The 12597-nt window shown below is 71.2% G+C and carries 14 protein-coding genes; 13 read left to right on the top strand and 1 reads right to left on the bottom strand.

From position 1 onward, the window contains the following. Positions 1-31: 31 nt before the first annotated feature. From lepB (ACRRSS_RS27775) to ACRRSS_RS27725, 11 genes are all read left to right on the top strand, one after another. Positions 32-808 (top strand): signal peptidase I, encoded by a 777-nt coding sequence (gene lepB / locus ACRRSS_RS27775; protein WP_435973815.1) that lies wholly within the window; start codon positions 32-34, stop codon positions 806-808. Then, entirely contained in the window at positions 801-1796 is a 996-nt protein-coding gene (gene lepB / locus ACRRSS_RS27770; RefSeq protein ID WP_435973814.1) for a signal peptidase I, read from the top strand. The genes lepB (ACRRSS_RS27775) and lepB (ACRRSS_RS27770) overlap by 8 nt, the downstream gene beginning before the upstream one ends. Continuing rightward, on the top strand, positions 1765-2715 hold the full coding sequence (gene lepB, locus ACRRSS_RS27765; protein WP_435975444.1) for a signal peptidase I: 951 nt from the start codon (positions 1765-1767) through the stop codon (positions 2713-2715). The genes lepB (ACRRSS_RS27770) and lepB (ACRRSS_RS27765) overlap by 32 nt, the downstream gene beginning before the upstream one ends. 74 nt (positions 2716-2789) lie before the next feature. Continuing rightward, positions 2790-3557, top strand: coding sequence for a signal peptidase I (lepB, locus tag ACRRSS_RS27760; protein WP_435973813.1), 768 nt, complete (start codon positions 2790-2792; stop codon positions 3555-3557). A 128-nt stretch (positions 3558-3685) separates the two neighbouring features. Next, on the top strand, positions 3686-4213 hold the full coding sequence (locus ACRRSS_RS27755) for an NUDIX hydrolase (RefSeq protein ID WP_435975443.1): 528 nt from the start codon (positions 3686-3688) through the stop codon (positions 4211-4213). A gap of 55 nt (positions 4214-4268) precedes the next feature. Then, positions 4269-4577 carry a DUF2469 domain-containing protein gene (locus ACRRSS_RS27750; protein WP_005311352.1) on the top strand — a complete coding sequence of 103 codons (309 nt, stop codon included), beginning with the start codon at positions 4269-4271 and terminating at the stop codon, positions 4575-4577. A gap of 193 nt (positions 4578-4770) precedes the next feature. Next, a complete protein-coding gene (locus ACRRSS_RS27745; RefSeq protein WP_435973812.1) occupies positions 4771-5136 on the top strand; it encodes a YraN family protein in 366 nt (121 codons plus the stop codon). 1 nt (position 5137) lies between these two features. Continuing rightward, positions 5138-6760, top strand: coding sequence for a YifB family Mg chelatase-like AAA ATPase (locus tag ACRRSS_RS27740; protein WP_435973811.1), 1623 nt, complete (start codon positions 5138-5140; stop codon positions 6758-6760). Continuing rightward, a complete protein-coding gene (gene dprA / locus ACRRSS_RS27735; RefSeq protein ID WP_435973810.1) occupies positions 6757-8001 on the top strand; it encodes a DNA-processing protein DprA in 1245 nt (414 codons plus the stop codon). The genes ACRRSS_RS27740 and dprA overlap by 4 nt, the downstream gene beginning before the upstream one ends. 239 nt (positions 8002-8240) lie before the next feature. Beyond that, complete coding sequence (gene whiG / locus ACRRSS_RS27730; RefSeq protein WP_187623028.1) at positions 8241-9077, top strand: RNA polymerase sigma factor WhiG; 837 nt, start codon at positions 8241-8243, stop codon at positions 9075-9077. A gap of 71 nt (positions 9078-9148) precedes the next feature. Further along, entirely contained in the window at positions 9149-9706 is a 558-nt protein-coding gene (locus tag ACRRSS_RS27725) for a TetR/AcrR family transcriptional regulator (RefSeq protein WP_435975442.1), read from the top strand. Between the two features lie 175 nt (positions 9707-9881). On the opposite strand, the gene ACRRSS_RS27720 is transcribed toward ACRRSS_RS27725, so the two are convergent. Further along, positions 9882-10331: a peptidoglycan DD-metalloendopeptidase family protein gene (locus ACRRSS_RS27720; protein ID WP_435973809.1), complete on the bottom strand. Its 450-nt coding sequence runs from the start codon at positions 10329-10331 to the stop codon at positions 9882-9884. 255 nt (positions 10332-10586) lie between these two features. On the opposite strand from ACRRSS_RS27720, the gene rpsB reads away from it, so the two are divergent. Both rpsB and tsf read left to right on the top strand, forming a co-directional pair. Then, positions 10587-11510 carry a 30S ribosomal protein S2 gene (rpsB, locus tag ACRRSS_RS27715; RefSeq protein ID WP_435973808.1) on the top strand — a complete coding sequence of 308 codons (924 nt, stop codon included), beginning with the start codon at positions 10587-10589 and terminating at the stop codon, positions 11508-11510. 102 nt (positions 11511-11612) lie between these two features. After that, positions 11613-12449 (top strand): translation elongation factor Ts, encoded by an 837-nt coding sequence (gene tsf / locus ACRRSS_RS27710; protein ID WP_351910112.1) that lies wholly within the window; start codon positions 11613-11615, stop codon positions 12447-12449. Positions 12450-12597 lie beyond the last annotated feature (148 nt).

Genomic DNA, 12597 nt, shown 5'->3' with positions numbered 1-12597 from the left:
GCACAGGCAGGCCGGATAGGCTCTGTCCCCGATGGACACCGAAGCACAGCACACGGAGCGCGACCCTTCTTCCGACACGGAGGAGGGGTCGCGCTCCGCGCGCGTTCCAGGGGACTCCGGGGCCCTCTCCTCCTGGCGGCGCCCGGCCCTCGCCGGTGCCGCCTGCGTCGCCTTCATGCTGCTCCTGAGCCACTTCGTGCTGCAGCCCTTCCTGATCCCGAGCGGCTCCATGGAACCGACGCTCCAGATCGGCGACCGGATCCTGGTCAACAAGCTGGCGTACCGTTTCGGCGGTGACCCCGGCCGGGGCGACGTCGTCGTCTTCGACGGCACCGGCTCCTTCGTACGCGAACAGCCCCAGGACAACCCCGTCACCGGTCTCCTCCACGACGGCGCCGCCGCCCTCGGGCTCGCCGAACCCGACGAGACCGACTTCGTGAAGCGGGTTGTCGGCATCGGCGGCGACCGGGTCGTCTGCTGCGACAAGGACGGCCGGCTCACCGTCAACGGCGCGACCGTCGAGGAGCGGTACCTGATGCCGGGCGACCAGCCCTCCAGCGTGCCCTTCGACATCGTCGTCCCCCCGGACCGGCTCTGGGTCATGGGCGACCACCGCAGCCAGTCCAGCGACTCCCGGGACCACCTCGGCGACCCGGGCGGCGGCATGGTCCCCGTCGACAAGGTCGTCGGCCGCGCCGACTGGATCGCCTGGCCCTTCGGCCGCTGGTCCACCGTGGCCGGAACCGACGCCTTCGACGCCGTACCGGCCGCACCCGCCGGCGGACACGGGGCGGGGGCCCATGGGTAGCCGGGGACGGCCGCCGGGCGGCCGGAGCCACGACACCGACCAGCCACCCGGCCAGGGCACCGCGCTGCCGGGCCGGGCCGAACGACGCAGGCTCGCCCGCAAGGTCAAGCGACGCCGTCAGCGCTCCGCGCTCCGCGAGATCCCCATCCTGGTCACGGTCGCCGTACTCATCGCGCTCGTCCTCAAGACCTTCCTGGTCCAGGCGTTCGTCATCCCCTCCGGCTCCATGGAACAGACGATCCGCATCTCCGACCGGGTCCTCGTCGACAAACTCACCCCCTGGTTCGGCTCCCGCCCGCAACGCGGCGACGTCGTCGTCTTCAAGGACCCCGGCAACTGGCTCCAGCAGGAGGCCGCGCCGCCCGCCGACGACCCGATCGGCGTCAAGCAGGCCAAACAGGCCCTCACCTTCATCGGACTGCTGCCCTCCGCCGACGACCGCGACCTCATCAAGCGGGTCGTCGCCGTCGGGGGAGACACCGTCCGCTGCTGCGGCGAGGACGGGCGGATCACCGTCAACGGCGTACCCCTCGACGAGCCGTACCTGCACCCGGGCAACCAGCCGTCCACCATCCCCTTCGAGGTGAAGGTCGCCCAGGGCCGGATCTTCGTCCTCGGCGACCACCGCTCCGACTCGGCCGACTCCCGCTACCACCTCGACGAGAAGGACCACGGAACCGTCTCCGAGGAACAGGTCGTGGGGCGCGCCGTGGTGATCGCCTGGCCCGTCGGACACTGGCGCGGCCTGGAGGAACGAGCCACCTTCGCCGCCGTACCGGACGCCCGAACGGGGACCGAGTCCGCATCCGGTCTGTCGCATAGTGTGTCCCAGCGGAATCTGAACGGATTCCCCGGGCTCCCGACCCCTGCGGAACTTCTGCTCGTTATGGGAGTGGTGGGCCTGTCCCTGTTCCGGGGCAGGCGATCGCACGGACTGAGGAGTGGATGTGGGGGATTTGGCCGTCGGCGCACGATCCGGACACGATGAGCCCGACAGGAGGGCCGGCGGGGCCTTCGGCGATGACACGACGGGTGACGACGTGACGGGTGACGAGCAGGCGCGGCCGCCGGGTGAGGGCACGCCCGGCGATGGCCCGCCCGGCGATGGCGACGACGCGGCGGCGGGCGGCCCCGGCAGGGGCCCCAGGAAGCAGCGTTCCTTCTGGAAGGAACTGCCCCTCCTCGTCGGCATCGCCCTGGTGCTCGCCCTGCTGATCAAGACCTTCCTGGTGCAGGCGTTCTCGATCCCCTCGGACTCGATGATGAACACCCTCCAGAGGGGTGACCGGGTCCTCGTCGACAAGCTGACCCCCTGGTTCGGCTCCGAGCCCGAGCGCGGCGAAGTCGTCGTCTTCCACGACCCGGGCGGCTGGCTCGAGAACCAGGCCGCGCCCACGCCCAACGTCGTCCAGAAGTTCCTCAGCTTCATCGGCCTCATGCCGTCCGCCGAGGAGAAGGACCTCATCAAGCGCGTCATCGCCGTCGGCGGAGACACCGTCACCTGCAAGGAGGGCGGCAAGGTCATCCTCAACGGGGTGGCCCTGGACGAGACCGCCTACCTCTACCCCGGCTCCCTCCCCTGCCAGGACTCCTTCGGCCCCATCAAGGTCCCCGAGGGCCGCATCTGGGTCATGGGCGACAACCGCCAGAACTCCCTGGACTCCCGCTTCCACCAGCAGCTCCCCGGCGGCGGCACCGTCTCCAACGACGAGGTCGTCGGCCGTGCCGTCGTCATCGCCTGGCCCGTCACCCGCTGGGCCACCCTCCCCGTGCCCGACATCTTCGACAACCCCGCGCTCGACAAGGCCATGAGCGCCGCCCCCCTCGGCGCGGCCGGTCTCGCCGGAGCGCTCCCGCTGGTGCTGTGGCGCCGCAAGAAGCTCGCCGCTCGGCATACCGCCGAGTAGTGACCCGCGGGTAGGGTGCCGTCCCGGACCGTCGACAGACCAGCGGTCCGCCGACAGACCTACGGGGTGCGCGCATGAGCGGAAACATACGGACCCAGGGCGGCCACGGCCGCCTCGGCAGCGTGCTGTCGGGGCTGGCCGTGGCCGTCGGCTGTGTGCTCTTCCTCGGCGGCTTCGTCTGGGGAGCCCTGCTCTACCAGCCGTACACCGTCCCCACCGACTCCATGACCCCCACCCTCGACGTCGGGTCCAAGATCCTCGCCCAGCGCATCGACGGCGACGAGGTACGCCGCGGCGACGTCGTCGTCTTCGAGGACCCCCTCTGGGGCAACACGACCATGGTCAAGCGGGTCGCCGCCGTCGGCGGCGACACCGTCGCCTGCTGCGACCGGGACGGCCGCCTCACCGTCAACGGCACCCCCGTCGACGAGCCCTACCTGAGCCCCGGACCGGACGGACAGACCCGAGCGTCCGGCACGGAGTTCTCCGTCACCGTCCCGGCGGGCAACCTCTTCCTCCTCGGCGACGACCGGCACACCTCGCTCGACTCCCGCTCCCACCTCGAAGAGGCCGGCCAGGGCTCCGTACCCCGCTCCACCGTCGTCGCCAGGGTCGACGCCGTCGTCTGGCCCGTCAAGGGCGTCCTGGACCGCCCGAAGGGCTTCGCGGGCCTCCCCGGCGGCATCTCCGAACCCGGGCCCGTGCGCCCCCTCCTCACCGCGATCGCGGCCGGAGCCGCCCTGATCCTGGCCGGTGGCGCGTACGGACCGGTGGCAGGCCTGTTCACGAGACGTCGCACGGCGGGGCAGCGGGCCGGCGAGCGGGAGAAGGTGGGTACATGACGGATTCCCCCGGTGGGGTCGAGTCGTACGGGACCGAGCCGCTTCCGGGCGAGCCGCGTGAGGTCGAGGTGCGTGGGGCCGAGCCGCGTGAGGTCGAGGTGCGTGGTGCCGAGCCGCGTGAGGTCGAGGTGCGTGGTGCCGAGCCGGATGAGGTCGAGCCGCGTGGGGCCCGGTTCCGCAGGGTCGCCCGGGTCGTGCTCCTCGACCCCGACGACCGCATCCTGCTCCTGCACGGCTACGAACCCGAAGACCCCGCGCGGACCTGGTGGTTCACCCCCGGCGGCGGCCTCGAAGGCGCCGAGACCCGCGAGGAGGCCGCACTGCGCGAGCTCGTCGAGGAGACCGGCATCACCGACATCGACCTCGGACCCGTCCTCTGGACGCGGTACTGCTCCTTCCCCTTCGACGGGCGCCGCTGGGACCAGGACGAGTGGTACTACCTCGCCCGCACCCGCCGAACCGAGCCCACACCCCGGCCCCGGGCCCTCACCGACCTGGAGAACCGCAGCCTCGCGGGCCTGAGATGGTGGACCTCCGCCGAACTGTCGGCGGCGCGTGAGACGGTGTACCCGACCAGACTCGCCGAGCTGCTGCGCACGCTGCTCGACGAGGGACCTCCGAGTGCACCGGTGGTTCTCGCCCCGGAAATCGTTTAGGGGCGCGTTCGGCTGGCGCACAATAGGGGGACGCACGGCTGAAGGGGAACATGCCATGAGCGCCGAGGACCTCGAGAAGTACGAGACCGAGATGGAGCTGAAGCTCTACCGGGAGTACCGCGACGTCGTCGGGCTGTTCAAATACGTGATCGAGACCGAGCGGCGCTTCTACCTCACCAACGACTACGAGATGCAGGTGCACTCGGTCCAGGGAGAGGTCTTCTTCGAGGTCAGCATGGCCGACGCGTGGGTCTGGGACATGTACAGACCGGCACGGTTCGTCAAGCAGGTCCGCGTTCTCACCTTCAAGGACGTGAACATCGAGGAGCTCAACAAGAGCGACCTCGAACTCCCCGGCAGCTGACACCACCGTCCTCCCCGCCGCCTCCCGAGCAGCCGACCGATCGGTCCTCCGTCGAGTCCTCCTCGCGGGCAGCTGACACCACCGACGGCCTCACCCTCAGGGGTGAGGCCGTTTTCCACAGGCCCCCGGCCGTCCACAGCGCCGCACGCGGCCCACCCCGCCCCGTCACAGTCGGTGACGGAGGTGGTACCCCATGAACAAGACCCAGGCACTCGGACGGTACGGAGAAGAGCTGGCCACTCGCCGGCTCACCGCGACCGGCATGCACATCCTCGCCCGCAACTGGCGCTGCGGCCGGACCGGCGAGATCGACATCGTCGCCCGCGACGGCGACACCCTCGTCATCTGCGAGGTCAAAACCCGCCGCCACGGGACCTACGAACACCCCATGGCCGCCCTCACACCCCGCAAGACCGAACGACTCCGCCGCCTCGCCGCCTGCTGGCTCGACCGCAACGACACCCCGACACCCCCCGGCGGCGTCCGCATCGACCTCGTCGGCATCGTCCTGCCCCACCGCGGCGCCCCCGACCTCACCCACGCCCGAGGGGTGGCCTGAGATGGGATTCGCCCGCACCTGCTCCGTCGCCCTCATCGGCGTCGAAGGCGTCGTCGTCGAGGTCCAGGCCGACCTCGAACCAGGCGTCGCCGCCTTCACCCTCGTCGGCCTCCCCGACAAAAGCCTCACCGAAAGCCGCGACCGCGTCCGCGCCGCCGTCGTCAACTCCGGCGCCGAATGGCCCCAGAAGAAACTCACCGTCGGACTCAGCCCCGCGTCCGTCCCCAAGAGCGGCTCCGGATTCGACCTCGCCGTCGCCGCGGCCGTCCTCGGCGCCGCCGAACGGATCGACCCCCGCGCCATCGCCGACCTCGTCCTCATCGGCGAACTCGGCCTCGACGGACGCGTCCGCCCCGTCCGAGGCATCCTCCCCGCCGTCCTCGCCGCCGCCGACGCCGGATACCGCCAGGTCGTCGTCCCCGAACAGACCGCCGGCGAAGCCGCCCTCGTCCCCGGAGTCTCCGTCCTCGGCGTCCGCAGCCTCCGCCAACTCATCGCCGTCCTCACCGACGAACCCGTCCCCGAGGAAGAACCCACCGAAGCGGGCCGCCCCGACGCCATGCTCGCCGGACTCCTCATCCCCGGCGCGGGCCTCGGCACCGGACTCGCCACCGAACCCACCGACCCCGCCGAAGGACCCGAGCTCGCCGACGTCGCCGGCCAGCACCGCGCCCGCCGCGCCCTCGAAATCGCCGCCGCAGGCAGCCACCACCTGCTGCTCTCCGGCCCACCCGGCGCCGGAAAGACCATGCTGGCCGAACGGCTCCCCGGCATCCTCCCGCCCCTCACCCGACACGAATCCCTCGAAGTCACCGCCGTCCACTCCGTCGCCGGCATCCTCCCGCCCGGCGAACCCCTCGTCCGCCGCGCCCCCTACTGCGCACCCCACCACTCCGCCACCATGCAGTCCCTCGTCGGCGGCGGAAACGGCCTCCCCAGGCCCGGCGCCGTCTCCCTGGCACACCGCGGCATCCTCTTCCTCGACGAAGCCCCCGAATTCTCCGGAAAAGCCCTCGACGCCCTCCGCCAACCCCTCGAATCCGGACACGTCGTCATCGCCCGCGCCGCCGGAGTCGTACGCCTCCCCGCCCGCTTCCTCCTCGCCCTCGCCGCCAACCCCTGCCCCTGCGGACGCCACACCCTGCTGGGCTCCGGCTGCGAATGCCCCGCCTCACTCGTCCGCCGCTACCAGGCACGCCTCTCCGGCCCCCTCCTCGACCGCGTCGACCTCCGCGTGGAGGTCGAACCCGTCACCCGCGCCGACCTCCTCGGCCAAGGCAGCCGGGGCGAGACCACCGCCGCCGTCGCCGCACGCGTCCAGGAAGCCCGCACCCGCGCCGCCGCACGCCTCGCCGACACCCCCTGGCACGTCAACAGCGAAATCCCCGGCCACGAACTTCGCACCCGCTACCTCGCCGCACCCGGAGCCCTCGCCCTCGCCGAACGCGACATCGAACGCGGACTCCTCACCGCCCGCGGCCTCGACCGCGTACTCCGCGTCGCCTGGACCGTCGCCGACCTCGCCGGACACGACCGCCCCGACAGCCAGGACATCGCCCTCGCCCTCGAAATGCGCACCGGCATCACCCGCGGAGTGCCCGTCGGAGCCGGAGGACTCGCATGACCACCGCCACCCCCATGGACGACCGGCACGCCCGCGCCGCACTCAGCCGCGTCGTCGAACCCGGCGACGAACACGCCGGCCGCTGGCTCCACCGCTACGGAGCCACCGGCTTCCTCGCCCGACTCCTCCACACCGCACACGACAGAGAGGGAGGGGAAGGCGGAGGCCCAGAGGGAGGCGGTGACCAGGGACGAGGCGGCGATGCCACCGCAGCCACAGACGACGACCCCTTCCCCGGCACCGGACCGAAACGCCTCGCGTCCTGGCGACTCCGCGCCACCACCGCCGATCCCACCCGCGACCTCGCCACCATCCACGCCCTCGGCGGCCGCTTCGTCGTCCCCGGCGACTCCGAATGGCCCCGTCAACTCGACGACCTCGGAGTCGCCCGCCCCATCGGCCTCTGGGTCCGGGGCCCGGCCGACCTGCGCACCTGGGCCCTCCGCTCCGTCGCCCTCGTCGGCGCCCGCGCCTGCACCCCCTACGGCGCCCACACCGCCACCGACCTCGCCACCGGACTCGCCCGACACGGCTGGGTCGTCGTCTCCGGAGCCGCCTACGGCATCGACGGAGCCGCCCACCGCGGCGCACTCGCCGCAGGCGGGGCCACCATCGCCGTCCTCGCCTGCGGCGTCGACACCCCGTACCCCCGCGGCCACGACCAACTCATCCGACGCGTAGCCGAACAAGGTCTCGTCGTGGGGGAGTTGCCACCCGAAAGCCACCCCACACCCAGCCGCTTCATCCTCCGCAACCGGGTCATCGCCGCCCTCACCCGAGGAACCGTCGTCATCGAGGCCCAGCACCGCAGCGGCTCCCTCTCCACCGCCCGCGCCGCGGCCCGCCTCGGCCGCCACACCATGGGCGTTCCGGGACCCGTCACCAGCGCCCTCTCCGCCGGCGTCCACGAACTCCTCCGCGGCGACGCCACCCTCGTCACCGACGCCGAGGAGATCGTCGAACTCATCGGCGACATGGGCCAGCTCGCCCCGACGCGCCGGGGACCCGTCGTCCCCCGCGACCTCCTCGCCCCCGCGGCCGCACACGTCCTGGAAGCCGTCCCCGCCCGCGGCCCCACCCCCACGACGGCCATCGCCCGCCGCGCCGGAACCACCCCCGACGACACCCTCGCCAAGCTGTACGAACTCCACTCCCTCGGCTTCGTCGAACGGCGCGGAGAGGGCTGGCAGTTGACGAACACGGCCACGCCGACGTCGAACGCGCGGCGAGGCGGTACTTGACCTGGGGCATTCGGGTGAAAGGGTGATGGCGATGAACAACCGAGTTCTCTCGGCCGCACCCGAGGGGCCGACGCGCGCCACGGCCCGGGTTCGAAGATGTGGCCGACGGCGTCCACCCGGACCGGCGCGATCCGCCGATGTTCGCGCACCGCGACCACGCACTCACGCTACGCTCACCAGGATTCCGTCCAGGACACCCACACAGACACACCCGACAGCAGAACGGCTCAAGGCAACGCATGCCCCAGCACACCTCCGGGTCTGACCGCGCTGCGGTGCCCCCAGCAGCCCGGGGCGCCGTGCGACCACCCGCACCGACCTCCCTCGACGAACTGTGGCGGTCGTACAAGGACACGGGTGACGAGCGGCTGCGGGAGCAGCTGATCCTGCACTACTCGCCCCTCGTCAAGTACGTCGCCGGACGAGTCAGCGTCGGGCTGCCGTCCAACGTGGAACAGGCCGATTTCGTCTCCTCCGGAGTCTTCGGCCTCATCGACGCCATCGAGAAGTTCGACGTCGAGCGGGCGATCAAGTTCGAGACGTACGCCATCACCCGCATCCGCGGCGCCATGATCGACGAACTCCGCGCCCTCGACTGGATCCCCCGCTCCGTCCGCCAGAAGGCCCGCAACGTCGAGCGCGCGTACGCCACCCTCGAAGCCCAGCTCAGGCGCACCCCCTCCGAGACCGAGGTCGCCGCCGAGATGGACGTCACGCTGGAGGAACTGCACGCGGTATTCAGCCAGTTGTCCCTGGCGAACGTCGTCGCGCTCGAAGAGCTGCTACACGTCGGCGGTGAGGGCGGCGACCGGCTCTCCCTGATGGACACCCTGGAGGACACGGCCGCCGACAACCCCGTCGAGGTCGCCGAGGACCGCGAGCTGCGCCGACTGCTCGCACGCGCCATCAACACGCTCCCCGAGCGGGAGAAGACAGTCGTCACCCTCTACTACTACGAGGGCCTCACCCTCGCCGAAATCGGCCACGTCCTCGGCGTCACCGAGAGCCGTGTCAGCCAGATCCACACCAAGTCCGTCCTCCAGCTCCGCGCCAAGCTGGCCGACGTCGGACGCTGACCGGCACGAGCCGGTCGTACAGTGGAGCCGTGCCCAGGATTCGAGCGGCCTCCGTGGCCGAGCACCGGACGATGCAGCGCGGCGCCCTCCTGGACGCCGCGCGTTCCCTGCTGTCCGAGGGCGGTACGGAGGCGCTGACCTTCCCCGCACTCGCCGAGCGGACGGGCCTCGCCCGGTCCTCGGTGTACGAGTACTTCCGATCGCGCGCGGCCGTCGTCGAGGAACTGTGCGCCGTCGACTTCCCCGTCTGGGCAGCCGAGGTCGAGACGGCCATGGACGGTGCCGACACCCCCCAGGGCAAGGTCGAGGCGTACGTCCGCAAGCAACTGGAGCTCGTCGGCGACCGGCGCCACCGCGCGGTCGTCGCCATCTCGGCGAGCGAACTCGACGACGGCGCCCGCGAGAAGATCCGCGCGGCCCACGGCGGCCTCGTCGCCATGATCGTCGAAGCCCTCGCCGCCCTCGGCCAGCCCCAGCCCCGCCTGGGCGCCATGCTCCTCCAGGGCGTCGTCGACGCCGCCGTCCGCCGCATCGAACTCGGCGCGGCCGAGGACCCGACGGAGATCGCCGAGGCGGCGGTCACGATGGCCCTCCACGGAGTCAACGGGACCCACGGCACCCCGACCTGATCCACCTGGGGGCCCCTCCCCTCCCCCCGCCCCCTCCCCCTCCCCGCCCGCGTCAGTTCCGTCCCTCCCGCTCTGTCGTGGTTTCCCCCTCCCGTTGTGCCGTGGCGGCGTGACCCCCGTCCCGCCGTGCGGGCGTGACCCCGTCTGTCGTGCCGGCGTGATGGGGTCGTGCCTGTCAGTCGCCGAGGGGGAGGAGGCGTGACGGTGCCCGGTTCGTGAGGAGGAGGGGGTTCAGGTAGTGGTCGCCTCTGAGGAGGCCCCAGTGGAGGCAGGTCTCCCGGCAGTGAATGCCGGGGGTGACCTGGGCCAGGGGGGTGCCCGGTGCGACCTGGGTGCCCGTCTTCACCAGGGGGGTCACCGGGGTGAAGGTGGTGCGGAGCGGGGGAGTGCCCGTGCCGGGGAGGGTGAGGGTGAGGACGCCGTGGCCGCCGACCGGGCCCGCGAAGGTGACGGTGCCGGCGGTGGGGGCGAGGACCGGGGTGCCCGGTGGGGCGGCCAGGTCGACGCCGCGGTGGCCGGGGGCGTAAGGGCCCGGTGGTGGTTGCCAGCCGCGGAGGATCTCGGGGGGCGGCGGGCCCACCGGCCACAGCAGGCCGAGGGCGAGGATCAGTGTCGTGAAGTGCATGGGGCAAGGCTGCCCGGGGGGTCCGGTTCGTGGGGGGTGGGGACGGTGTCTGTGGAGTACTCGCGGGTTGTGGACAGTGCCGTCACCCGCCGCTCCCGGGGTCCCGTACACTTTCTATGGCGACCCGGGTCACCGGGTCGACTTCGCACGCCCCGCCACTGCCCTCACCGGTCGTGGCAGCGCCTTTCGGTCCCTCGCGGGCATGGCGCGCCGGGGCGTCAGGAACACAACCGAGAAACCCAAGGAGATACGGCCATGGCCGTCGTCACGATGCGGGAGCTGCTGGAAAGCGGCGTCCACTTCGGTCACCAGACCCGTCGCTGGAACCCGAAGATGAAGCGCTTCATCTTCACCGAGCGCAACGGCATCTACATCATCGACCTGCTCCAGTCGCTGTCGTACATCGACCGCGCCTACGAGTTCGTCAAGGAGACCGTCGCGCACGGCGGCTCCATCATGTTCGTCGGTACGAAGAAGCAGGCCCAGGAGGCCATCGCCGAGCAGGCGGCGCGTGTCGGCATGCCGTACGTCAACCAGCGTTGGCTTGGTGGCATGCTCACCAACTTCTCCACCGTCTACAAGCGTCTGCAGCGCCTCAAGGAGCTCGAGCAGATCGACTTCGAGGATGTGGCCGCGTCCGGCCTCACCAAGAAGGAGCTCCTGGTCCTCTCGCGTGAGAAGGCCAAGCTGGAGAAGACCCTTGGCGGTATCCGCGAGATGTCCAAGGTGCCCAGCGCCGTCTGGATCGTGGACACCAAGAAGGAGCACATCGCCGTCGGCGAGGCTCGCAAGCTCAAGATCCCGGTCGTCGCGATCCTCGACACCAACTGCGACCCCGACGAGGTCGACTACAAGATCCCGGGCAACGACGACGCGATCCGCTCCGTCACCCTGCTCACCCGCGTGATCGCCGACGCTGTCGCCGAGGGCCTCATCGCCCGTTCCGGCGCCGCGACCGGCGACTCGAAGCCGGGCGAGAAGGCCGCCGGCGAGCCCCTCGCCGAGTGGGAGCGCGACCTGCTCGAGGGTGAGAAGAAGGCCGACGACGCCGAGGTCCAGACCTCCGCCGAGACCGAGAAGGTCGCGGACGCCGAGGCTGCCGACACCGCCGAGGTCGTCGCCGAGGCCGAGGCCGAGGTCGTCGCCGAGGCTCCGGCCGCGGACGCCGAGCAGGCCTGACCCTTCAGGACCTTCGGGTGACGACGGCGGGGGCCCACAAGGCCCCCGCCGTCCACCCGTGGACCCGCCCGATCTTTCAGACTTCGAGAGAGAAACAGACTCATGGCGAACTACACCGCCGCTGACGTCAAGAAGCTCCGCGAGCTCACCGGCGCCGGCATGATGGACTGCAAGAAGGCCCTCGACGAGGCCGACGGCAACGTCGACAAGGCCGTCGAGGCCCTGCGCATCAAGGGCCAGAAGGGTGTCGCCAAGCGCGAGGGCCGCTCCGCCGAGAACGGCGCCGTGGTCTCCCTCATCGCCGACGACAACACCTCCGGCACCCTCGTCGAGCTGAAGTGCGAGACGGACTTCGTCGCCAAGGGCGACAAGTTCCAGGCCGTCGCCGACAAGCTCGCCGCGCACGTCGCCGCCACCTCCCCGGCCGACCTGGAGGCGCTGCTCGCCTCCGAGATCGAGGCCGGCAAGACCGTGCAGGCGTTCGTCGACGAGGCCAACGCCAACCTCGGCGAGAAGATCGTCCTGGACCGTTTCGCGCAGTACGCCGACGGCTTCGTCTACGCGTACATGCACCGCACGATGCCGGACCTCCCGCCGCAGATCGGTGTCCTCGTCGAGTTCGACAAGGCCGACGCCGCCGTCGCCAAGGGTGTCGCCCAGCACATCGCCGCGTTCGCGCCGAAGTACCTCACCCGTGAGGACGTCCCGGCCGAGGTCGTCGAGACCGAGCGTCGCGTCGCCGAGGAGACCACCCGCGCCGAGGGCAAGCCCGAGGCCGCGCTCCCGAAGATCGTCGAGGGTCGCGTGAACGGCTTCTTCAAGGACGCGACGCTGCTCGGTCAGCCGTACGCCCTTGACAACAAGAAGTCCGTCCAGCAGATCCTGGACGAGGCCGGTGTCACCCTGAAGCGCTTCACCCGCATCAAGGTCGGCATCTGAGTCCGTCCGCGAACGCGACGGACTCCGGACCCCGGTAGGGTCTGAGGCAGTCGTCCGCGCACGCGCAGGACGACCGCAGATCTGACGAGGAGGCCATTGCCGTACGGGAACCGCGAGGACCCAAGGCAATGGCCTCCTTCGTATGTGC

This window comes from Streptomyces sp. Qhu_M48, assembly GCF_051305195.1.
Classification (GTDB): Bacteria; Actinomycetota; Actinomycetes; order Streptomycetales; family Streptomycetaceae; genus Streptomyces.
Note: the sequence above shows the minus strand (reverse complement) of the source record. Positions and strands in the feature narration are given on the sequence as shown.